General features: G+C 38.4%; 20 protein-coding genes. 18 read left to right on the top strand and 2 right to left on the bottom strand.

Features of this window, described 5'->3' with window-relative positions; genetic code table 11:
* Positions 1-110 precede the first annotated feature (110 nt).
* The 13 genes from HMPREF9072_RS11735 to ruvB all read left to right on the top strand — a co-directional run bounded on the left by HMPREF9072_RS11735 (position 111) and on the right by ruvB (position 12595).
* Positions 111-1820: a M23 family metallopeptidase gene (locus tag HMPREF9072_RS11735; RefSeq protein ID WP_009411915.1), complete on the top strand. Its 1710-nt coding sequence runs from the start codon at positions 111-113 to the stop codon at positions 1818-1820.
* 21 nt (positions 1821-1841) lie between these two features.
* Positions 1842-2219, top strand: coding sequence for a RidA family protein (locus HMPREF9072_RS11730; RefSeq protein WP_009411914.1), 378 nt, complete (start codon positions 1842-1844; stop codon positions 2217-2219).
* A 580-nt stretch (positions 2220-2799) separates the two neighbouring features.
* Positions 2800-3732, top strand: a complete 933-nt coding sequence (ctlX, locus tag HMPREF9072_RS11725) for a citrulline utilization hydrolase CtlX (protein WP_009411912.1) — start codon at positions 2800-2802, stop codon at positions 3730-3732.
* Positions 3733-3747: 15 nt separating this feature from the next.
* Positions 3748-4266 carry an adenine phosphoribosyltransferase gene (locus HMPREF9072_RS11720; RefSeq protein WP_009411911.1) on the top strand — a complete coding sequence of 173 codons (519 nt, stop codon included), beginning with the start codon at positions 3748-3750 and terminating at the stop codon, positions 4264-4266.
* Between the two features lie 162 nt (positions 4267-4428).
* The gene (gene atpB / locus HMPREF9072_RS11715; protein WP_009411910.1) at positions 4429-5496 is read left to right on the top strand and encodes a F0F1 ATP synthase subunit A; all 1068 of its coding nucleotides are present in this window, start codon (positions 4429-4431) and stop codon (positions 5494-5496) included.
* A 105-nt stretch (positions 5497-5601) separates the two neighbouring features.
* Positions 5602-5802, top strand: a complete 201-nt coding sequence (gene atpE / locus HMPREF9072_RS11710) for an ATP synthase F0 subunit C (RefSeq protein ID WP_002671466.1) — start codon at positions 5602-5604, stop codon at positions 5800-5802.
* A 155-nt stretch (positions 5803-5957) separates the two neighbouring features.
* Positions 5958-6449 carry a F0F1 ATP synthase subunit B gene (locus tag HMPREF9072_RS11705; protein ID WP_002671464.1) on the top strand — a complete coding sequence of 164 codons (492 nt, stop codon included), beginning with the start codon at positions 5958-5960 and terminating at the stop codon, positions 6447-6449.
* Between the two features lie 8 nt (positions 6450-6457).
* A complete protein-coding gene (gene atpH, locus HMPREF9072_RS11700; protein ID WP_002671462.1) occupies positions 6458-7006 on the top strand; it encodes an ATP synthase F1 subunit delta in 549 nt (182 codons plus the stop codon).
* Between the two features lie 97 nt (positions 7007-7103).
* The gene (gene atpA / locus HMPREF9072_RS11695) at positions 7104-8684 is read left to right on the top strand and encodes a F0F1 ATP synthase subunit alpha (RefSeq protein ID WP_002671460.1); all 1581 of its coding nucleotides are present in this window, start codon (positions 7104-7106) and stop codon (positions 8682-8684) included.
* Between the two features lie 29 nt (positions 8685-8713).
* The gene (locus HMPREF9072_RS11690) at positions 8714-9427 is read left to right on the top strand and encodes a DUF1266 domain-containing protein (protein ID WP_009411909.1); all 714 of its coding nucleotides are present in this window, start codon (positions 8714-8716) and stop codon (positions 9425-9427) included.
* A 36-nt stretch (positions 9428-9463) separates the two neighbouring features.
* Positions 9464-10327 carry an ATP synthase F1 subunit gamma gene (atpG, locus tag HMPREF9072_RS11685; RefSeq protein ID WP_034566442.1) on the top strand — a complete coding sequence of 288 codons (864 nt, stop codon included), beginning with the start codon at positions 9464-9466 and terminating at the stop codon, positions 10325-10327.
* A gap of 40 nt (positions 10328-10367) precedes the next feature.
* Entirely contained in the window at positions 10368-11531 is a 1164-nt protein-coding gene (locus HMPREF9072_RS12235; RefSeq protein ID WP_083475908.1) for a pseudouridine synthase, read from the top strand.
* A 38-nt stretch (positions 11532-11569) separates the two neighbouring features.
* On the top strand, positions 11570-12595 hold the full coding sequence (ruvB, locus tag HMPREF9072_RS11675; RefSeq protein WP_009418380.1) for a Holliday junction branch migration DNA helicase RuvB: 1026 nt from the start codon (positions 11570-11572) through the stop codon (positions 12593-12595).
* A 75-nt stretch (positions 12596-12670) separates the two neighbouring features.
* Here ruvB and HMPREF9072_RS11670 read toward each other — a convergent pair whose 3' ends face one another.
* A complete protein-coding gene (locus HMPREF9072_RS11670) occupies positions 12671-14299 on the bottom strand; it encodes an acyl-CoA carboxylase subunit beta (RefSeq protein WP_009411904.1) in 1629 nt (542 codons plus the stop codon).
* Between the two features lie 648 nt (positions 14300-14947).
* Between HMPREF9072_RS11670 and HMPREF9072_RS11665 the strand changes: the two genes are divergently transcribed.
* The 5 genes from HMPREF9072_RS11665 to lipB all read left to right on the top strand — a co-directional run bounded on the left by HMPREF9072_RS11665 (position 14948) and on the right by lipB (position 19713).
* The gene (locus HMPREF9072_RS11665; protein WP_009411902.1) at positions 14948-15970 is read left to right on the top strand and encodes an OmpA family protein; all 1023 of its coding nucleotides are present in this window, start codon (positions 14948-14950) and stop codon (positions 15968-15970) included.
* Positions 15971-16072: 102 nt separating this feature from the next.
* Positions 16073-17071, top strand: a complete 999-nt coding sequence (locus HMPREF9072_RS11660) for a hypothetical protein (RefSeq protein ID WP_009411901.1) — start codon at positions 16073-16075, stop codon at positions 17069-17071.
* A gap of 24 nt (positions 17072-17095) precedes the next feature.
* The gene (gene asnA / locus HMPREF9072_RS11655) at positions 17096-18103 is read left to right on the top strand and encodes an aspartate--ammonia ligase (protein ID WP_009411900.1); all 1008 of its coding nucleotides are present in this window, start codon (positions 17096-17098) and stop codon (positions 18101-18103) included.
* Between the two features lie 61 nt (positions 18104-18164).
* Positions 18165-19040: a neutral zinc metallopeptidase gene (locus HMPREF9072_RS11650; RefSeq protein WP_009411899.1), complete on the top strand. Its 876-nt coding sequence runs from the start codon at positions 18165-18167 to the stop codon at positions 19038-19040.
* The gene (gene lipB / locus HMPREF9072_RS11645) at positions 19018-19713 is read left to right on the top strand and encodes a lipoyl(octanoyl) transferase LipB (RefSeq protein WP_009411898.1); all 696 of its coding nucleotides are present in this window, start codon (positions 19018-19020) and stop codon (positions 19711-19713) included. Before HMPREF9072_RS11650 ends, lipB begins: the two co-directional genes overlap by 23 nt.
* Before the next feature lie 63 nt (positions 19714-19776).
* Here the strand turns inward: lipB and HMPREF9072_RS11640 are convergent, their stop codons facing one another.
* Positions 19777-21759, bottom strand: a complete 1983-nt coding sequence (locus HMPREF9072_RS11640) for an OmpA family protein (RefSeq protein ID WP_009411897.1) — start codon at positions 21757-21759, stop codon at positions 19777-19779.
* Positions 21760-21970: the final 211 nt, after the last annotated feature.

Raw genomic sequence — 21970 nt, 5'->3', positions numbered from 1 at the left:
TAACCACTAACAAAAAGTTGCTAATTTACTAATCTACAAATTGGCTAATTAACAAATTATTCTTACTTTTGCGCCGTTTTTACAAAAGCAAAATATTTTAAACGGAAACAATGAAAAAACTTATCGCTTGCTTATTATCCAATCTTTTACTTTTTACCTCTTACCTCTTACCTCTTACCTTAGAAGCTCAGTCTTTCCAGGTCGCAATGCCTCTCAACACTAAACCTTTGCTCGCAGGTAATTTTGCTGAATTGCGTCCCAACCACTTTCACGGTGGCATCGACCTAAAAACCGAAGGTCGTGAAGGATTGCAGGTGTTTGCTGCCGAAGATGGCTATGTGTCTCGTATCAAAGTAAGTCCTTACAGTTATGGCAAAATGTTGTTTATTACTCATCCCAATGGTTATGTAACTACTTATGGGCATTTACAAAAGTACGCTCCTGAAATAGAAGCTTACGTAAAGCAAAAACAATACGAAAAGCAAAGCTATGATATCGATATACTTCTTCCCGAAAAACAATTTGTCGTAAAAAAAGGCGATTGGATAGCTCTCAGTGGTAATACGGGTGGAAGTAGAGGGCCACACTTGCATTTCGAGGTACGCGATATTCACAATAACGGTTGGAATCCTCTGCTTTTTGGTTTTCAAGAAATACAAGACACCACTCCTCCTGATGTATTGCTTGTATATGCTTATTCACTAAGTGATGACGCACAAATAGATAACACTCAGTTACCACGTCAGCTTAATAAAAATAAACAGATAGACGGCACTTACCTCACCGAGAAAGTTAATGCGATTGGCACTATAGGTTTTGGCATTTTGGGCTATGACCGTCAAGATGAAACAATGCATCGCAATGGTATTTACAAGGTGAGTTTACTTCTCAACGGAGAGACCCAGTTAGAAACTGTCTTTGATAAAGTAAACTATGACGAAACACGTTACCTTAATGCACTTATAGACTACGAGCGATATGCACAACACAAAGGGTTTGTACAGCTTTTGTACAAATTGCCTAACAACAAACTCGAATCAGTATATCCTACCTTAAAACCTAATAAAGGTTATCTTACTATTGAAGAAGGTAAACAATACACCGTATCTATTATTGCAGAAGACTTTAAGGGGAATACCACTAAAATCAATATTCCTATTGAAGGCAAACGAGAGCCTTTAAAAACAGCTCGACCAGAACCTAAAGGCAATAAGCAAGTAGTTGCTACTCGTGATAATTATTACGAAATGGAATACGGAAGTGTATACTTCCCCGAAGATACTTTTTATAAAGACTATTTGATGAATATTACTAGCACTAAGGATACTTTAACCGTAGGTAGTTCGTTCATTCCTGCTCAAAAGTTCTTTACTGTAACTATCAAAAGTGATACTTATGCCAATGAAGATACTTCTAAGGTATTTATAGCTCGTTCGAACGGGGGCTATGAACCAACAGTCTATAAAGATGGTGTGTTTACAGCCAAATCGCGTAACTTAGGAAAGTTTTATTTACGTAAGGATACTATTCCGCCCACTCTTAAAGCAGTAAATTTTAGGAACGGTGGCATTGTGAAAGGTAATACTCTCAAGATTTTAGTAAGCGATAATCTTACGGGATTTGAATCTTGTTCTGCCACCCTAAATGGACAGTGGATTCTCTTTGAATATGAACCTAAAAACCGATGTCTCACCTTTCATTTCAGCGATATTGATACTACCCAAACCAATAGATACGAACTCATTGTAAACGCCAAAGACAGAGTAGGCAACGTAGGAACTCTGAAAGCCAACTTTACAAAACTAACGACAAACAATTAACGACTAATAACTAATAGCTATATGAAACATATCATTTTTACAGAAAAAGCGCCAGCGCCCATTGGTCCTTACACACAAGCCGTGAAAGCTGGCAACACACTCTACGTATCAGGGCAAATACCGGTAAATCCTGCAACAGGAGAAGTAGTGAAAGGCATAGAAGCCGCTACCAAACAAGTAATGGAAAACCTCAAAGCTATCCTTACCGAAGCAGGAGCTACTTTTGAGAATGTAGTAAAAACTACTATTTTCTTAGCCGATATGGGACAGTTTTCACAAGTAAATGGCGTATATGCGCGCTATTTCAACGAAGCAACAGCACCTGCACGCGAAACCGTACAAGTAGCACAATTGCCTAAATCCGTAGAAGTAGAGATTTCTTGCATTGCTGTATTGTAGTGATGCTGTGTAGAGACAAAAAAGCTGTATAGCGAAACGCTATACAGCTTTTTTTATGGTATTATTTACAAGTTAAACCATTTCTGCTACTTTTATAACATCTAAGTGTTTAGCAACATTTTTAATAACACTATGTCTCTTCTCCATATCTGATAGAAGGAATTTGTATATAAAAAAGTGTATCTCAGCAGTAGTTTAGTACCAATACTACAATACCAAGTAATAGCATTTTTTAAAGGTAAAAGATAAAAAATAAAAGATAAATTGAAACTTGAACAAATGATGAAGGGAGGAAGTCGCAAGGGTAGATGGGTAAATTAGGGAGGTTGCTTATACAAGACTTAAATGATAAACGAACAATGAGTGGGTCTACAGTGGCTCTACAGTGGCTCTACAACGAACAAAAGACGAACAATGAACGAAGATAAGAGGAAGATAAAATAGAGACAAGGTGAAATTAAAATGGAGCTTGATAAAATAGGAATTGTAGCGTTTTTGAAAAAATAATTTTTCTTGCTTCATTGTTAATTACTGATTATTTTGTACTTTTGTCGCTTTGAGTGCTAACCATTGTTTACTGATGAAAAAACAAATTACCAATACTGTACTAATGGTGCGCCCTGTGCGCTTCCGTATGAACGAAGAAACCGTTGTGAACAACTATTTCCAAGAGGAAATGGATTTGAAGAACGAGGAAATCAATCGCCAAGCGCAACAAGAGTTTGATGCCTTTGTGCATAAACTACGTGAGGTAGGAGTAAAAGTGATTGGCGTAGACGATATTTACGAACAAAACACTCCTGATTCGGTATTTCCGAATAATTGGATTACCTTTCACCAAAATGGCAACGTAGCAATTTACCCTATGTTTGCCGAAAATCGGCGTCGCGAGCGTCGTGAGGATATTTTGGATAAGGTAGAGGAAGAAGGTTTTCTCATCGAAAATGTGTATGACTATACTGATGCTGAACAAGAAAACATCTTCTTGGAAGGTACGGGGGCTATGGTGCTCGACCGTGTACATCGCAAGGCTTATTGTGCGCTCTCGCCCCGCGCTGATGAGGAACTATTTATTGAGTTCTGTGAAGATTTTGAGTATACGCCTGTAATTTTCAAGGCTTACCAAAAGGTAGATGGTAAGCAAGTACCTATCTATCATACCAATGTGATGATGGCTTTAGGTGAAAATTTTGCAGTGGTGTGCTTAGATACTATCACCGACAAGAGTGAGCGCAAGAACCTTTTGCATCACCTAAAAGAAGACAAGAAAGAGATTATCAGCATCACCCCTGAGCAGATGTGTCAGTACGCAGGCAATATGCTACAAGTGCAGGGTAAGGACAGTACTTATTTGGTGATGAGTGATACTGCTTATAACGCCCTTACCCCTCAACAGATACAGACGATTGAGAAATATACCCAGATACTCCACAGCAATTTAGAGACCATTGAGACTTGTGGGGGAGGCAGTGCGAGGTGTATGCTAGCAGAAGTGTTTAATCCACGTAATTAGGTAACAAGTAAAAAAATGGACAAAAAAGAATATATTAAAAGTAAAATTAGAGATATTAAAGATTTTCCAAAAGAGGGAATTATCTTCAAAGATATTACACCATTGCTAATGGATGTGAAAGCAGGGCAATATGTAATCGACTTGCTGGTGGAGAACCTGCACGGACAGAAAATAGACAAAGTAGTGGGTATGGAAAGTAGAGGTTTCTTCTTCGGAATGTTGCTTGCTCAACGATTGGGGGCTGGCTTTGTACCGGTACGCAAAAAAGGGAAATTACCTTACAAAACACTCTCACAAACCTACGATTTGGAGTACGGACAAGACGTATTGGAAATTCACGCAGACGCTATTATGAAAGGTGAAAAAATCCTTATTCACGACGATATCCTCGCTACTGGTGGTACTGCTGAAGCGGTGGTAAAACTTGTAGAACGCCTCGGTGGTGATATTGTACAACTAGATTTCTTGATGGAACTGCATTTTCTGAACGGCAGAGAGAAACTCAAAGGACACCCTGTGTATAGCATTTTATAAGAATTAGAAGTTAATAATTAGAGCGAAACCTAAATTTCAACTCCTAAAATATAACTTCTGTATTTCAGTAGGTTATATTATATTAAGTGAAAAAATGTGTTAAATAATTTCGCCACTTAAATAAAAACTCCTACATTTGCACGAATAAAAACAAAACAAGTAATGAAAATAAAGAATTACATTCTATATATCACTTTATTTGTAACCTCACTCATTCCTCTACAAGGTTTTGCAACTGAAAATGAGGAAGGAGAGCCTTTTCAAATCAACGATTTGATTGATGAACACATCAACGATTCACACGATTTTCACTTGTTTGATTATAAAGGGCACACTTATTCGTTACCCTTGCCTATCATTCTTTATACTGATAAAGGATTAGTGACTTTCCTATCGAGTGCCTTCCATCACGACAACAAAGGTACAGTAGTAGTAGATAAAGACGGACAGCGATTTGTGCGCTACAAAGAAGATATTTACTACGCAAATGCTGATACACCTCTCTCTTTCAACGCGAAAGGAGAAGTAACCAATACACGTCCGTTGAACTTTTCTATTACTAAGAACGTGTTTTCATTGCTTTTAGTATCGGTATTGATGGTGCTCATCTTCACCTATATGGCACGTTCTTACAAGAAGAACCCCAAAGCCCCTAAAGGCTTAACAGGAGTTTTAGAACCTATAGTGCTTTTTGTGCGCGATGAGATAGCGATTCCTAATATAGGCGAAAAGTACTACAATAGGTATATGCCTTATTTGCTTACTGTGTTTTTCTTGATTTGGATAGGAAACCTCTTCGGATTAATTCCGTTTTTCCCCTTTGCTGGTACGGTAACTAACAATATTCTTTTCACAGGTATGTTGGCTATCTTTACCCTTATTCTCACTTTATTTAGCAGTAACAAACACTATTGGAAGCATATTTTTGCTCCCCCAGGAGTTCCTACCTGGATATTACCAATTATGATACCTATTGAAATGTTGAGTGTTTTTACTAAGCCTTTTGCCTTGATGATACGTTTATTTGCCAATATGACGGCAGGGCACATCATTGTACTGAGCTTGATTTCACTCATCTTCATCTTTGGAACGGTGTATATATCGCCTGTGTCGATAGTTTTTACCTTGTTTATCTGTATCTTGGAGCTATTGGTAGCTGTTTTGCAAGCCTATGTGTTTACACTGCTATCAGCTTTGTTTATAGGACAGGCAGTGGAAGAAGAACACTAATCAATGATTAATGGTTAATGATTAATGAAATAACTAATGGACATAGACTATTTTTTAATTTCTATTCCCTTTTATTTAAACAAGTAACTAATTAATTTTATATATATGGTTTTAGCAGGAATTGGGGCTGGATTAGCAGCCATTGGAGCCGGAATCGGTATTGGTAAAATTGGTGCTTCTGCTGTTGAAGGAGTAGCACGCCAACCCGAAGTGTCTTCAAAAATTCAAACTGTGATGATTATTGCTGCAGCACTTATTGAAGGGGTTGCCCTTTTTGCTGTGGTAGTAGCACTCATCGCAAAATAGGACGACAAAACCGTTGTGCAACGGTTGGTTGCACAACGGTTTTATAAAATTAGGGCGTATGCCACTAATGGTGAATTGCCTTTTATTCCTACATAAAGGGACACAAAAGAGAATAAAATAATCATATTATTAAAGACTAAATAACAACTAAAGAAATGAATTTAGCACACCCCGAAAGTTTATTATTCTGGAATACTCTCATATTTCTGATATTGCTTTTCCTCTTAGCAAAATATGCTTGGAAGCCCATAATGAATGCGGTAAAGCAACGCGAAGACTCTATCAATAAGGCTTTGGAAGCTGCTGAAGAAGCTCAAAAACAAATGGCAAATCTCAAAGCCGATAATGAGCGTCTTTTAGCTGAAGCACGTGCCGAGAGAGATGTAATCTTGAAAGAGGCAAGAGATGTTAAAGATAAAATCGTAACAGAAGCCAAAGAAGAAGCACAACGCGAAGGCGAAAAACTTATCAAACAAGCTCAACAAGCGATTGACAGTGAGAAGAAAGTAGCCTTGGCACAGCTGAAAGACCAAGTGGCAGCTCTTTCTGTTGAAATGGCTCAGAAAGTGATGATGAGCGAACTCTCAGACGAGAAGAAACAAACTGCCCTCATCAACGATTATCTAAAAGGTGTTACGTTAAACTAAAATAGGTTATGTACGGATTGAGAGTAGCAAATAGATATGCCAAGGCACTCTTGGAATACGCTCTTCTACAAAATGCATTAGAAGGGGTTTTCGCTGATATGACCTTGATAGATAAAACAATAAAAATGAATAAGGACTTGGAGCGTATGCTCATTTCGCCTATTGTGAAAACAACGGTAAAGAAGAATGTCCTTACTGAAATATTTACAATGGTTACTCCTGAAACGCAACGTTTGTTCGACTTGCTTATTCAGAACCGACGCTTGCCAATACTCGGAGCAGTAGCCGAGAAGTTTGTTGTATTGTACAACGATTATAAGCATAACAAAACAGCAGTAGTAACTACGGCAACTCCGCTTAATGAAGCTACCCGCAAAGAGATACTCGAAAAGGTAATGATGCTTACTAAAAATAAAAATGTTACCCTTGAGAACAAGGTAGATAAAAATATTATTGGAGGTTTTATTCTTCGTGTAGATGATGTGCAATACAACGCCAGTGTAGCGCATAAACTTAGCAGATTACAACAAGAGTTTCAAGAGAAACTGTTTCTGTAAGTAAGAAACAAAAGGTAAGGAGAAAGAATTGTTTAAAGATTGATATAAATAAGACTGACAACTAAAAACTAACAACTAAGAAATAAAAACTGAAAAAATGGCAGAAATAAAAGCCGCTGAAATTTCAGCAATTTTAAAAGAACAATTAGCTCACTTCGACGCCAATGCTTCTTTAGAAGAAGTAGGAACGGTATTACAAGTGGGAGACGGTATTGCGCGTATCTTCGGACTATCGAATGCACAATACGGTGAATTAGTAAAATTTGACAACGGACTACAAGGGATTGTCCTCAACCTCGAAGAAGACAACGTGGGGATTACTCTCTTAGGTCCCTCTACCGATATTAAAGAAGGGGATACCATAAAACGCACAGGACTTATTGCTTCTATCAATGTAGGTGAAGGCATCGTAGGGCGTGTGGTAAATACCTTAGGACAACCTATTGATGGAAAAGGACCTATTACCGGCAAACTATACGAAATGCCGTTGGAACGCAAAGCCCCTGGGGTAATCTTCCGTCAGCCTGTAAACGAACCTCTACAAACAGGTATCAAGGCTATAGACGCAATGATCCCTATCGGTCGCGGACAACGTGAGTTAGTGATTGGTGACCGACAAACGGGGAAAACTACCGTGTGTATCGACACTATCCTCAACCAAAAAGAGTTCTACGATGCGGGCAAACCAGTATATTGCATCTATGTGGCTATTGGTCAGAAAGCTTCTACCGTAGCAGGTATCACTAAAACCTTAGAAGATGCGGGTGCTTTGGCTTATACTACCATTGTAGCGGCTAATGCTTCCGATCCTGCTCCTATGCAGGTATATGCACCTTTCGCAGGAGCTGCTATCGGGGAATACTTCCGTGATACAGGTCGCCCAGCTCTTATTATCTACGACGACCTTTCTAAACAAGCGGTAGCCTATCGTGAGGTATCACTTCTATTACGTCGTCCACCTGGACGTGAGGCTTATCCTGGTGATGTGTTCTACTTGCACTCTCGCTTATTAGAGCGCGCTGCCAAAGTAATTAATGATGATACTATCGCACGCCAGATGAACGACCTACCCGAAAGCATTGCACCACTCGTAAAAGGGGGAGGTTCTCTCACTGCCTTGCCAATCATCGAAACTCAAGCGGGTGACGTATCAGCCTATATCCCTACTAACGTGATTTCTATTACTGACGGACAGATATTCTTGGAGTCTGATTTGTTCAACTCAGGGGTACGTCCAGCTATCAACGTGGGTATTTCGGTATCGCGTGTAGGAGGTTCAGCACAGATTAAATCGATGAAGAAAGTAGCGGGTACCCTCAAGTTAGACCAAGCACAATACCGCGAACTCGAAGCTTTTGCCAAATTCGGCTCTGACCTCGATGCAGCTACTATGGGAGTTATCGAAAAAGGGAAACGCAATGTGGAAATCTTAAAACAACCACAAAACGACCCTTACCCCGTAGAAAACCAAATTGCGATTATCTATGCAGGTTCTAAAAACTTATTGAGACAAGTGCCTGTGGACAAGATAAAAGAATTTGAGAGAGAATATTTAGAGTTCCTCAATGTATCCCATCGTGACATTTTAGACGAGCTAAAAGCTGGCAAACTCACCGATGAGATTACAGCTACTCTCGAAAAAGTAGCGAAAGATTTGAGTGAAAAATACGCAAAATAGTAAATACATCTTTTTAAACATTTATTCTTATGAGTGTTATTATATGGGTAATTATTGGAGCTATCTTTTTATTTGCGCTAAAGATTTATGTAAATAAAGTTTATACAAAAAAACATTTGCAAAAACAAATAGGGCACATCAATCAAAACCCTTTAACAGAGGAACAAATACGATTGCTTACTTTTGGGGCGATACTAACGTATTACCGTGGTGAAAATCTACTAAACTTGATACCTACTGAAATATTAGAAACATATCAGAAAGGATTACGTCGACAATGGGAAATAACAGATACAGCATCTGCTAAAGAAACTATAAGTGACTTATTAGCAGAGAAACGTTCGTTACAGTTCCGACATCTGCTAACGCAAACCTCACCTGAGCTTAGCAAAATACAGAAACAAATAGCCAAAGGTTTGGAGATAGAATTAGCACAAGTAGAAGCAGTAAAATCGGCTTATGCGTGGGATTTGTGTAGAGCAGCTTCTTTGGCTAAATGGTGTTATTGGTGCCAATATATCACAGAAACTGAAATGTGGGATATATTGCAAAAAGTATCAGAAATAGCAAAAGAACAAGGTAAGAATTGGCAAGAATATACCATATCTTTCCTTTTAGGACGTACTATTCAGGGTTTTGATTTGGAAAACCTTATTATTCTAACCTCTCAGCTATTCCATAGCAAATCACCTTCATTAAGGAAGATAGAAGGAATAGATGTTTATCAAAGGTATTCTTTTTAACAGCAATGATAAAATTGCTAACTGTTAATTGATAAAATGGCGAATTTAAAAGAAATACGAAGCAGAATTTCATCGGTAAGTTCAACGATGCAAATCACAGCAGCGATGAAAATGGTATCGGCAGCCAAACTGAAAAAGGCGCAAGATGCTATTGTAGCGATGAAACCTTATGCTTATAAACTCAAGCAGTTATTAGAACATCTTAGTGCTGCCTTGGGTGATGAGAATGTTTATAATCCACGCAAAGGAGAAGTAAGAAAAGTACTTTTGGTACCTATCACCTCCAATAGAGGACTCTGCGGGGCGTTCAATGCCAGCGTGATTAAAAAAGCGTTAGAGTTAGAACAAACTACCTATAAAGACAAGCAGGTACAACTCTACACCATAGGTAAAAAAGGCAATGATGTGTTGAAAAAATACGACAATATTATAGCTCATAACAGCGAGATTTTCGATAAGCTCACTTTTGCTACAGCTGCTGCTTTGGCTGAAGAACTAATGGAATTGTACACTTCGGGTAAATATGACCAGATAGTATTGGTGTACAACAGCTTTAAGAATGCAGCTACTCAAATTCTTACGGAAGAAACATTTTTGCCTATTCAGCCTATAGCGATTAAAGCAAAAGGCAAAGAACTAAACACAAATTATATTTATGAGCCTTCTAAGCAAGAGATCGTAGAAGAACTCATTCCGCGTTCTCTGAAAACAGAGATCTTCAAAGCCTTACGCGATTCAGTAGCTGCTGAGCACGGTGCTCGTATGACAGCTATGCACAAAGCTACCGACAATGCTCAAGACCTTAAGAACGAACTCATACTAACCTACAATAAAGCCCGTCAGGCTACTATTACCGGTGAAATTATAGAAATCGTAGGAGGTTCAGAAGCCTTAGCATAATGTAATGCGTCGGCATACATAATAGAGAGATTTAATTTATATGGAAAACAAAAAATTTAATAATTACAAGAAGAATAGCTATTCCTCTAATGGGAATTCAGAGAAAAAGCCTTACAATTCTTCTTATAACAGCGGTAACAATCGTAACAACAACGGCAATAGTTCATTCAAAAAGAAAACTTACGGACAGAACGAAGGACGCAGTAACAGCAATAACAGTGGCAACCGTTATGACAATAATAGCGGTAATCGTTATGAAAATAACGGAGGCAATCGTTACAACAATAGTAATAATAGTTACAACTCCGAAAACAGAAAATCTTACAATCCTAACTTCAAAAAGAACGAGGGATATAGTAAACCAAACAACTACAACCGTAATGAAGGTTATAACCGAAACGATAATTATAAAAAACCTTTCAACAAAAAACCTTATAATAATACCTACAAACCTCAAAACAACGCTCCTATAGACTACCCTACTACCACTCCAGCTGAAGTGCGTTTGAACAAATATATTGCCGATGCTGGTATCTGCTCACGCCGTAATGCCGATATGTATATTTCGGCAGGTAATGTAACGGTGAATGGTGAAGTAATGACCACGCTCGGCTATCGCGTAAAGCCTACTGATGAAGTTCGTTTTGATGGAAAACTTCTTTCTTCTGAAAAGAAAGAATACATTTTGCTCAACAAACCCAAAGGTTTTATCACCACTACCAACGATGAGAAAGGACGCAAAACTGTAATGGATTTAGTCGCAAATGCTACCAATGTACGCATCTTGCCTGTAGGTCGTTTAGACAGAGCTACTACAGGTTTGTTATTGCTTACCAATGATGGAGAGCTTACCAAAAAACTCACTCACCCCACTCACGGTGTGCGCAAAATATACCACGTAATTCTCGACCGCAAACTCGACTACAAAGACTTTATGAAGGTACAAGACGGATTAGAGTTAGAAGATGGTCTTATTGAAGTAGATGAAATCAGCTATGTAAACGACAAACCTAAGAATGAAATAGGCATCAAAATTCACAGTGGTCGCAATCGCATTGTACGTCGTATTTTTGAACACTTGGGCTATCAAGTAGAAAAACTCGACCGTGTAGTATTTGCTGGGCTTACTAAAAAAGATTTACCTCGGGGTCATTGGCGTCGTCTCACTCAGCAAGAAGTAATCAATCTTCGCAATATGAAGTGATCCTATCTTCTAACTCGTATTACCTAAATCCTAAAATCTTGAATAAAAACTTAGACCCAAATAAAGAAAATTATTCGGCGCAAGAACTCGATATAGAAAGAGCCTTGCGCCCTTTGTCGTTTGATGATTTTGCAGGGCAAGAAGCAGTTTTAGAAAACCTAAAAGTATTCGTAAAAGCTGCTAATATGCGTCACGAAGCACTCGACCATACCCTTTTTCACGGACCTCCTGGACTTGGAAAGACTACCCTCGCTCATATTTTAGCTAACGAATTGGGCGTAGGCATCAAAATTACTTCAGGCCCTGTGCTTGATAAACCTGGTGATTTAGCTGGATTACTCACTAATTTGCAAGAGCGTGATGTGCTTTTTATCGACGAGATACACCGCTTGAGTCCGGTAGTAGAAGAGTATCTTTACTCGGCTATGGAAGACTACAAGATTGATATAATGATAGAATCAGGCCCTAACGCCCGCACAGTGCAAATCAACCTCAATCCATTTACGCTTATAGGGGCGACTACCCGTTCAGGGCTACTTACAGCTCCTATGCGTGCACGTTTTGGTATTCAAAGTCGATTGCAGTATTATTCTACCGAACTTTTGGCAGATATCGTTCAGCGCAGTGCTTCTATCCTTAAAGTACCTATTTCTATGGAAGCTGCTATAGAATTAGCAAGCAGAAGTAGAGGTACCCCGCGTATTGCTAATGCCCTTTTGCGCCGTATTCGTGACTTTGCTCAGATAAAAGGCAATGGTGAAATAAATATTGCTATTACCCGTTTCGGGCTCAAAGCTTTAAATGTAGACGCACACGGATTAGACGAGATGGACAACAAAATTCTTTCAACTCTTATTGATAAGTTCAAAGGAGGTCCTGTGGGAATTACCACTTTGGCGACTGCCGTTTCCGAAAGTGCTGAAACTATTGAAGAGGTGTATGAACCTTTCCTCATTCAAGAAGGATTCATCGTGCGTACTCCTCGCGGACGCGAAGTAACCGATTTAGCTTATAAACACTTAGGTAGAGTGAATCCTGCAAGACAAGGCACTTTATTCGATTAAACAAATAACAATTAGATAGAAAAAATCCCTTAAAGTATGATGTTACTTTAAGGGATTTTTTATTGCTTATCTATTTTATACTTGTATCACACCCAAATTAAACGCTCTTTCAATAGGGGCATTATTAGCAGCTTCTATACCCATTGCTATCCATTGGCGGGTTTCTAATGGGTCTATAATGGCATCAGTCCAAAGGCGAGCAGCGGCGTAGTAGGGTGATATCTGCTCGTCGTATTGCTCTTTGATATGAGCAAAAAGTACAGCTTCTTTTTCAGGGGTAAGTTCCTCTCCTTTTTTCCTTAGGTTGGCAGTTTCTATCTGCAAGAGTACTTTAGCAGCTTGCGTGCCTCCCATTACCGAAATGTTTCCACTGTGCCACGATACGATAAGACGCGGGTCGTAAGCCTTACCGCACATTGCGTAGTTACCAGCCCCATACGAGTTGCCTATCACGACCGTAAATTTAGGCACTACCGAATTAGCAACTGCATTCACAAGTTTAGCCCCATCTTTGATAATCCCTCCGTGTTCTGATTTAGAGCCTACCATAAAACCGGTAACATCTTGCAAGAAGAGCAAGGGAATTTTCTTTTGATTGCAATTGGCTATAAAGCGGGTCGCCTTGTCGGCACTATCCGAGTAGATTACTCCTCCAAACTGCATTTCCCCTTTTTTAGTTTTTACCACTTTGCGCTGGTTGGCAACAATGCCTACCGCCCAACCCTCAATACGCGCATAGCCCGTGAGAATAGTTTGTCCGTAACCTTCTTTATATTCGTCAAATTCTGAATTGTCTACCAATCGAAGGATAATTTCCTTCATATCATAAGGCTCTGTGCGCAATTTAGGCAAGATACCGTAAATTTCGTTAGGGTCTTTCAGCGGTTTATGAGCTTCAATGCGGTTAAAGCCCGCTTTTTCGGTATCGGCGAGTTTAGCCATTGTACGGCGTACACGGTCGAGAGCGTCTTTATCATCGGTTGCCTTGTAGTCGGTTACCCCGCTAATTTCGCAATGGGTAGTTGCCCCACCTAAGGTTTCATTGTCGACGTTTTCGCCTATCGCTGCCTTCACTAAATAGCTACCTGCCAAGAAGATACTGCCCGTTTTATCTACTATCAGTGCCTCATCGCTCATTATTGGTAGGTAAGCCCCACCCGCCACACAACTGCCCATTACTACGGCTATTTGGGTAATGCCCATACTACTCATCAGGGCGTTGTTGCGAAAAATGCGACCAAAGTGTTCCTTATCGGGAAAAATCTCGTCCTGCAAAGGCAAGTACACCCCTGCACTATCCACCAAATAGATGATAGGTAATCGGTTCTCCATCGCAATTTCTTGAGCGCGTAGGTTTTTTTTGGCAGTAATAGGAAACCACGCTCCCGCCTTTACAGTAGCGTCGTTAGCTACTACTACGCATTGTTTACCAGCTACATAGCCTATCACCACCACTACACCAGCCGAGGGGCAACCGCCGTGTTCTTCGTACATTCCCTCACCGGCAAAAGCGCCTATTTCTATTTGGGGTTTATCGTTGTCTAACAGATATTCTATGCGTTCACGAGCCGAAAGTTTATCTTGGCTATGAAGCTTTTCGAGGTTCTTTTTGCCTCCGCCTTCTTTTACTTTTTTCAAGCGTTTGCGCAACTGACTAAGGGCTAATTTATTGTAATCTTCGTTTGTATTGAATTGAATGTCCATTGTAATGTTATGAGGGTGCAAAGGTAGGAAATAATTATGAATTACAAATGATGAATGATAACTAAGAAAATAATACAGAAAATGAATCGTATAGACCTTTTGTATTTTTACATCAGTTCAATATAACAAGGTAGTACTTTTCAATCACTTTTGCGTTGTTACAATCTCCCTCAGAAGGTAGGTCACTTTCGTTTTTCATTACTTTTCTTTCGCCTAAACCTCTTTTTATCCTTCACTCTTAACTATTCACAATCAACTACTTATACACCCTTTCTATACCAATCTTCCAAGATTCGTTCAAGCTTCCTATAAGCTCTCTATAAGCTAAGCATACCCATTTACCCTCTATTTTTCACTTTTTAGCCAATTCACTCCTTCCGAACCTCTCCGAAATCTTTCGATAATCCAACTCTCTCAGCTTGCTAACTTAATTACCTGCGTAGTTCGCACTGCCCATTATGCCACAACTGCCCGTACAGCTTACATCTAATTTGCTAATCAAAAAAATTGGCACTAATTTTGTAAAGGTAGAAATAAGGTATATGTTACCCAACTCTAACTAAGAGAGAAATTGTTAAAAATGTTAAATTAAAAAGGAAAACTGTACAACTTTTAAGAAGTTTTTGTACATTTGTGCCTTAATTTGAAATGAAAAATATGAAGATAAAAGTATTATTTGCGCTATTCTTAGGAGGTTGCTCCTTAGTTTTTTCACAAATAAAAGTATCTCCTGTCGAAATTTATAACACAGTAGTAGATAGAGGATATGAAATACAAGAAGTTGTAGAACGATTAGGCGATTATTACTATGCTAGTAAAGATTATCCTAAGGCATTCTATTGGTATGAAAAACTGATGAAAGACGGCAACTACTCTCCTCAACCTATCAACCGTTACCGCTATGCAGTGGTATTGCAAGCCTTAGGTAAAAAGGACGAAGCTAAAAAACAATTTAACCTTTTCGAGGTACTCACAAAAAAAAGTGACGCTCCTCAAACTAACCCTACACCAGATTGCTCTCGTGAAATTATAGGCACTGTAACCGATGCCGAAACAGGTGCCAAGATTTCTGGTGCACAAGTTTATATATTCGATAGTGCTATGGGAGCTCTTTCCAGCAATACAACTGATAGTAAAGGCTCTTTTACTACCAAAAAACTGAACTGTAACTTCCAAAATGGCTTTGTGGAAATCGTAAAAAAAGATTATGATATTGCCGATGTTCCTATCGTTTTTGAGAACAATAACACTCTCAAAAAAACAATATCATTAGCCCCTCACACAATAAGCCTTAACGAGGGCGATGATTTAGCCCCTGTTTTTGCCATTGATAATATTCATTTCAACTACGGAAGAACCAATATCCGATATGACGCCTCTGTGCAATTAGCTAAAATTGTGGCTTTTTTGGAAGCCAATCCTACTGTAAAGATAGCAATTAAAGTGCACACCGATAGCCGAGGAGAAGACGGTTACAATATGAACCTCACCGAAACTCAAGCGCAATCTATCTATCAATGGCTTGTAAGCAAAGGTATTTCTCCTAACCGATTAACTGCCAAAGGTTATGGCGAAACGCAATTGGTAAATGGTTGCGAAAACGGAGTGCCTTGTAGCGAAGAAGAACACCAAGCCAATAAACGCGTAGAATTTATTATTATCGAAAAATAAAATACTTTTTTCATTAATTTTCATAGCTTCTACACTTTGTTAAACAGCAAGTTTAGCAAAGTGTAGTTTCTTTGATTCTAAAATTAAAAAAACTTACACAATATGAAAGGAAAATATTTACTCCTATTTTTCGTTTTACTAATCGCTTGTAAAGACGAAAAATCAAATCCTGAAAACAAAGAACCAAAAGCAGGAGCAGGATTAAGAATTGCTACTGCTTATGGAGCTCCTAATGTCGATAAATGGATTGCTAATGCTAAAGCTATGGGTATTAATTGTATGCGATTGACTGATATGATACAAAAAGATAAAGGTCATTTGCAAGATTTAACTATTGACCCCGAGCATAAGTTTGACGAAATGGATAGAAAAGTAGCCAAAATAGTCGCCAGCGGTATGACTTATGTTTTAGATTTATCCTACATACGAAATCAACTCATAAAAGAAGGTATCAACCCTTATTCACCTTCTACCGATTGGACTCCGTATTTAGAAGTTGTTTTAAACAGAACCCCTATAAAGGGATATACTTATAAAAACGACCCTCACCTTGCTTTCATAGCCATAGCAGGCGAGCCTTTTAGTAAATACAATGATAATCCAATAGAGAAAGCGGGTAATAAAGCTAATCTCATTGCCTTCTATAAACGGTTAGCCCTTCAGTTAAAGAGAATGGGAGTAACTCGCCCTATTTCAGCAGGTGGGTTTCTTCATCAAGGCAAAGACGGCTGGGGCACCGATGCCGATTTAGGTTTTAAAGAAATATGGTCGTTGCCCGAGATTGATATCCCCACTATACACGTATACGACGACGACGCTATTAATAGTATTCCCCAATTAGTTGCCTTTTGCCATAGCATTGGTAAACCTTTGGTTATTGAGGAAACAGGAAAAAAATACGAAGGAAATGATGCTGAGAGAGCTAAATGGTTTGAGAAGATTGCCTCCAAAATTAAAGACTCTCAAGCCTTCCCTGATGGTATAGGTTTGTGGAATATAGGCGAAATGAATGGTTATGATGTTCGTGTCGATGAACACCCTATAACTACCAAAGCAGTACGAGAACTAATGCTATTAACTCAAAGCAAGCTACTAAATTAACAAACAGCTTATTATCGTCTGATTATGACTATTATTATTCCTAAAAACTACTCAACTCCCTACGGAATAATGGATACCGAGCGGGCTATAAAACTAATCAAAGACTCTTTTGAGCAGGCTTTGGCGCGTGCTTTAAACCTCACACGTATTTCGGCTCCTTTATTTGTGAAGCGTTCCACAGGTCTTAATGATAACCTCAACGGAATAGAACGCCCTGTTAGCTTCGAAATGAAAGATTACAAAGGTGAAGTGATAGAAATTATCCATTCGCTTGCTAAATGGAAACGTTTAGCCCTGAAACGCTATGGTATTAAAGCAGGCGAAGGCATTTATACTGATATGAATGCTATCCGTAGAGATGAAGAATTAGATAATACCCATTCTATTTATGTAGACCAATGGGATTGGGAAAAAGTGATAACTCCCTCTCAGCGCACTTTATCTTATCTCAAACAAACCGTAAAACAGCTATATAGTGCCTTTCTTGAAACAGAAGCGATATTAGTAAAAGAATATAACAAGTGTAGAGCTTTCCTACCTCGTGAAGTAACATTTATAAGTTCACAAGAATTAGAAGATATGTATCCTAACTTATCACCTTCTGAACGCGAACATAATTTCACCAAAGAAAAAGGAGCTATTTTTATTACTCAAATAGGCAAAACACTTCTTTCAGGAAAAAAACACGACAATAGAGCCCCCGATTATGACGATTGGGAACTCAATGGCGACCTTATTATTTGGAATCCTGTACTAAACAGTGCTTTAGAACTTTCTTCAATGGGTATTCGAGTAAACGAAGCCTCTCTACATTCTCAACTGAAAGCTTCAAAATCAGAAGAACGCGAGAAGTTAGAATATCATCAGATGCTATTACGCGGTGAATTACCCTTAACTATTGGGGGAGGTATCGGTCAATCTCGTATCTGTATGCTACTCTTGCAAAAAGCTCATATCGGTGAAGTACAAGCATCCATATGGACAGATGATATGGTTCAGTTATGCGATAAGAACGGAATTCATTTATTGTAAACGGATATTGTACATATTGAGAAAAGATGTATCTTTGCACCAAAATATAACAAGATAAACTATGAAATGGGAAGGAAGAAGACAAAGTAGCAATGTAGACGACCGTCGCGGAATAAGTGCTAAAGGTGGTCTTATAGCAGGCGGCGGTATCGTAGGTATCATCGTAGTATTGTTACAACTCTTTGGAGGCGAAACAGGACAACAAGTAGCCTCTGTAGTAAGTCAAGTAGCAGGTGGTAACCAAACTCAACAAGCGGTAGAACGCGTAGAACTTACTGCCGAACAAAAGAAAATAGGTGAGTTTACCGCTACAGTACTCGCCGATACCGAAGATGTATGGGATAAAGTATTTGCTCAAAATGGCTTAGGAGCTTATAAGAAACCTACCTTGGTACTCTTTACCGCTAATGTAAATACAGGCTGTGGGACTGCCTCTTCTGCAGTAGGTCCATTCTATTGTCCTGCTGACCAAAAGCTCTATATGGATATGGATTTCTTTGAAGAACTCAAAACACGCTTCGGAGCTAAAGGTGGCGACTTTGCTATTGCCTACGTAATGGCACACGAGGTAGGGCATCATATCCAAACGCTCTTAGGCACTTCGCAACAAGTACGCCAAAAACAACAAGGGCTCTCCAAAGCAGCTGCCAATAAATGGTCGGTAGCACAAGAATTACAAGCTGATTTCTATGCGGGAGTATGGGCACATCACAACCAAAAATATTTAGATGCCGACGATATTGACGAAGCTCTTAGTGCGGCTAACGCTGTAGGTGATGATGCCATACAAAAACGTATGCAAGGACACGTAGTACCTGATTCTTTCACTCACGGTACTTCTGAACAACGCAAATATTGGTTTACCAAAGGGTACAATACTGGAGATATCCGTCAGGGTAATATTCAAACTATTTATGAACAAACAAGTAATCGTTAAGGATTTAGGTAATAAAGACTACAAAGAAACGTGGGACTACCAAGAGTCGCTGTTTGAAGAAATAGTCGCACAAAAAACAAATAACAAAGCTAATGGCACAACCTTGCCTACTACTAATTATTTCCTTTTTGTAGAACACCCTCACGTATATACACTTGGCAAAAGCGGTCATATAGAGAATCTGCTCATTGATGAAGAAGGACTAAAAAATAAAGGGGCTACTTTTTACAAAATCAATCGTGGAGGAGATATCACCTATCACGGACCTGGACAGATTGTGGGATATCCTATCTTAGATTTAGAAAACTTTTTTACCGATATCCACAAATATTTGCGTTCTTTAGAAGAAGTGATTATCCGTACTCTTTCCGATTATGGTCTCAAAGGCGAACGCAGTGAAGGTGAGACAGGGGTTTGGCTTGATGTAGGAACGCCTTTTGCTCGTAAAATTTGCGCAATGGGAGTCCGTTGTTCTCGTTGGGTAACAATGCACGGTTTTGCCCTAAATGTAAATACTGATTTAGGTTATTTTGATAATATTATCCCTTGTGGTATTCGCGGTAAAGCAGTAACGTCTCTAAATGTAGAATTAGCAAAAGATAAGGTGGATTTAGAAGAGGTTAAACAACGTATCTTAACTCATTTTAAAGAAATCTTTGAAGCAACATTATAAAGAATAAAAAAGGGAGGTATCAAAATGATAACCTCCCTCCTATTTTATAGAAATATTCTTTTCTTACATTGATATAATAATAAATTCACTACGACGGTTTGCTTGATGCTGTTCTTCAGTACAGGGTACTCCATTTGAGCAACCATTTACTAATTGCGTTTCTCCATATCCCTTACCCGTAATCCTATCTTTGTGAATACCGTGAGCTATAAGCCACTTAATAGTTGATTTTGCACGTCTTTGTGACAAAGCTAAGTTATAGCTATCAGAACCTCTACTATCAGTATGCAAGCGCACATCTATTTTCATAGTAGGGTACTCTTCCATTACTTTTACTATTTTAGCCAACTGTTCAGCTGCATCAGGACGAATATTAGCTTTATCATAGTCGAAGTATATATTATCTATTTTTAGTTCCTTTGATAAATCATCTCCTATTTTTATAGGTTTCTTCTCAACAATAGGAGATAACAATACTTCAGCATATGCGTCTTTTAATCCTGTTAAAGTAATATTTTGCTCATCAGAAGAAAAACCTTCCCTTATTGTTTTAATTATTAGCTGTTCATCTTTGCAATTGGAAGTATAAAGAAAATTAAAAGTCCCCTCCTTATTCGAGATTTGTTCTTCTATTAACTTCAATGACTTATCTAATAAAGTAATTTTAGCATCTGCTATTACTTCTAAACTTTTTGCATTTTTAACAACCCCATTAATGGCTTGTTTGCACGAGAACTGTACTGGGGCTTCCTCATAAAAACTATAAATATCATCACTCCCTTTACCTCCTGGTCTGTTCGAAGTAAGATAACCTATTTTAGTATGAGTGTTAATTACATAACAGAAATCATCTTCAGCACTATTGGCAGGGCGACCTACATTCACAGGTTTAGAAATAGGATTGCCTTCCTCATCTAATTTTACGGCATAAATATCTAATCCACCTAAACCTGGAAAACCATCTGATGAATAATACAATATGTTATCATCTGAAACAAATGGGAAGGACTCTCTACCTTGTGTATTGATAAGTGCTCCTAAATTCTCTGGTTTTCCATAACCGTTTTTCAGTATTTTAGCACGATAAATATCCGATGCTCCAATAGTGCCTTTCATATCCGATGCAAAATAAATATATTTACCATCAGGACTTAAAGCAGGGTGGGCTACACTATGAATATTACTATTAAAAGGCATTTCTTTTACATCTTCCCACTTACCGCTCTTATTTTTAGTAGCTTTAAATATCTTCAACAATACTGTTTCGTCTCCATTAGTCTTTACTTCATTATGGATAAAGTTATTACGAGTAAAATAAATCGTGTTTCCATCTTTGCTAAACGCAGCTGTCGATTCGTTAAACTTAGTATTGATACCATTGAGCCTTCCTTTCTTAGAAACTTGCAAGCTATCAGTAGTTGCCTCATACAAACTATAAAAATTATCGCCTGTCCAATCTGCACGCTTCTTTAAGATACCACCTTTGCTAGTAGCATATACTATATTATTACCATAAAAAGCTGTCCCATACTCTGATTTATTAGTATTAATCTGTAAGGGGTGTAATACCATCCTATGAGAATTTCGCTTAATTTCTGCTTGATAATCTCTGTTCTTTTGAAAGAGTTCTGCACGCGAATCTGTATTCCCTTTAAGAGCCACAAACTTATCCATCATTTTGTCAGAGGCTTCATAATCTTCCACTGATTTTAAAGTTTGCGCATAACGATAGTAATATTCAGGATTAATATTATAAGGTTTTCCTGTCTTAGCATCAGTATTTGCAAAGAGTTTTGCATACCACTTATTCGCTTGTTTGTAATCGGCATTATAGTAGTAAGCATTAGCCAAATTTTCTAATAGCTCTTGGGGTTCTACTCCTTTACGGGCAATACTTTCATAGGCATTAATAGCCTGTACATAATCCAAGTTCCTGTAATAGTTAGTTGCTTTCTGTAAAGCTTCTTTTTCACTTTGTCCACAAATAGTTTGTGTGAAAGTACTTACAAGAATGACTAATAAATAGAAAGGTATTTGTTTCTTCATAAATCAATAAAAGGAAAAAATTATAAAAAAGAAGGTTTGTAATATCAACTGGGTAAATAGAAAAATAGGAGTTAATTTATAACTCCTAATCTTCCATTACAATATTTCTATTAATCCATACTTACCACAATAAACTCACTACGGCGGTTAGCTTGATGTTGTTCTTCAGTGCAAGGCACTCCATTTGAGCAACCATTTACTAATTGCGTTT

Origin of the sequence: Capnocytophaga sp. oral taxon 324 str. F0483, from assembly GCF_000318315.2 — a bacterium.
Classification (GTDB): Bacteria; Bacteroidota; Bacteroidia; order Flavobacteriales; family Flavobacteriaceae; genus Capnocytophaga; species Capnocytophaga ochracea.
Note: the sequence above shows the minus strand (reverse complement) of the source record. Positions and strands in the feature narration are given on the sequence as shown.

Excerpts from the sequence above, each read along its gene's own strand:
- HMPREF9072_RS11735 (WP_009411915.1), top strand. The coding sequence starts at position 111 with ATGAAAAAACTTATCGCTTGCTTATTATCCAATCTTTTACTTTTTACC.
- HMPREF9072_RS11730 (WP_009411914.1), top strand. The coding sequence starts at position 1,842 with ATGAAACATATCATTTTTACAGAAAAAGCGCCAGCGCCCATTGGTCCT.
- ctlX (WP_009411912.1), top strand. The coding sequence starts at position 2,800 with ATGAAAAAACAAATTACCAATACTGTACTAATGGTGCGCCCTGTGCGC.
- HMPREF9072_RS11720 (WP_009411911.1), top strand. The coding sequence starts at position 3,748 with ATGGACAAAAAAGAATATATTAAAAGTAAAATTAGAGATATTAAAGAT.
- atpB (WP_009411910.1), top strand. The coding sequence starts at position 4,429 with ATGAAAATAAAGAATTACATTCTATATATCACTTTATTTGTAACCTCA.
- atpE (WP_002671466.1), top strand. The coding sequence starts at position 5,602 with ATGGTTTTAGCAGGAATTGGGGCTGGATTAGCAGCCATTGGAGCCGGA.
- HMPREF9072_RS11705 (WP_002671464.1), top strand. The coding sequence starts at position 5,958 with ATGAATTTAGCACACCCCGAAAGTTTATTATTCTGGAATACTCTCATA.
- atpH (WP_002671462.1), top strand. The coding sequence starts at position 6,458 with ATGTACGGATTGAGAGTAGCAAATAGATATGCCAAGGCACTCTTGGAA.
- atpA (WP_002671460.1), top strand. The coding sequence starts at position 7,104 with ATGGCAGAAATAAAAGCCGCTGAAATTTCAGCAATTTTAAAAGAACAA.
- HMPREF9072_RS11690 (WP_009411909.1), top strand. The coding sequence starts at position 8,714 with ATGAGTGTTATTATATGGGTAATTATTGGAGCTATCTTTTTATTTGCG.
- atpG (WP_034566442.1), top strand. The coding sequence starts at position 9,464 with ATGGCGAATTTAAAAGAAATACGAAGCAGAATTTCATCGGTAAGTTCA.
- HMPREF9072_RS12235 (WP_083475908.1), top strand. The coding sequence starts at position 10,368 with ATGGAAAACAAAAAATTTAATAATTACAAGAAGAATAGCTATTCCTCT.
- HMPREF9072_RS11670 (WP_009411904.1), bottom strand. The coding sequence starts at position 14,299 with ATGGACATTCAATTCAATACAAACGAAGATTACAATAAATTAGCCCTT.
- HMPREF9072_RS11665 (WP_009411902.1), top strand. The coding sequence starts at position 14,948 with ATGAAAAATATGAAGATAAAAGTATTATTTGCGCTATTCTTAGGAGGT.
- HMPREF9072_RS11660 (WP_009411901.1), top strand. The coding sequence starts at position 16,073 with ATGAAAGGAAAATATTTACTCCTATTTTTCGTTTTACTAATCGCTTGT.
- asnA (WP_009411900.1), top strand. The coding sequence starts at position 17,096 with ATGACTATTATTATTCCTAAAAACTACTCAACTCCCTACGGAATAATG.
- HMPREF9072_RS11650 (WP_009411899.1), top strand. The coding sequence starts at position 18,165 with ATGAAATGGGAAGGAAGAAGACAAAGTAGCAATGTAGACGACCGTCGC.
- lipB (WP_009411898.1), top strand. The coding sequence starts at position 19,018 with ATGAACAAACAAGTAATCGTTAAGGATTTAGGTAATAAAGACTACAAA.
- HMPREF9072_RS11640 (WP_009411897.1), bottom strand. The coding sequence starts at position 21,759 with ATGAAGAAACAAATACCTTTCTATTTATTAGTCATTCTTGTAAGTACT.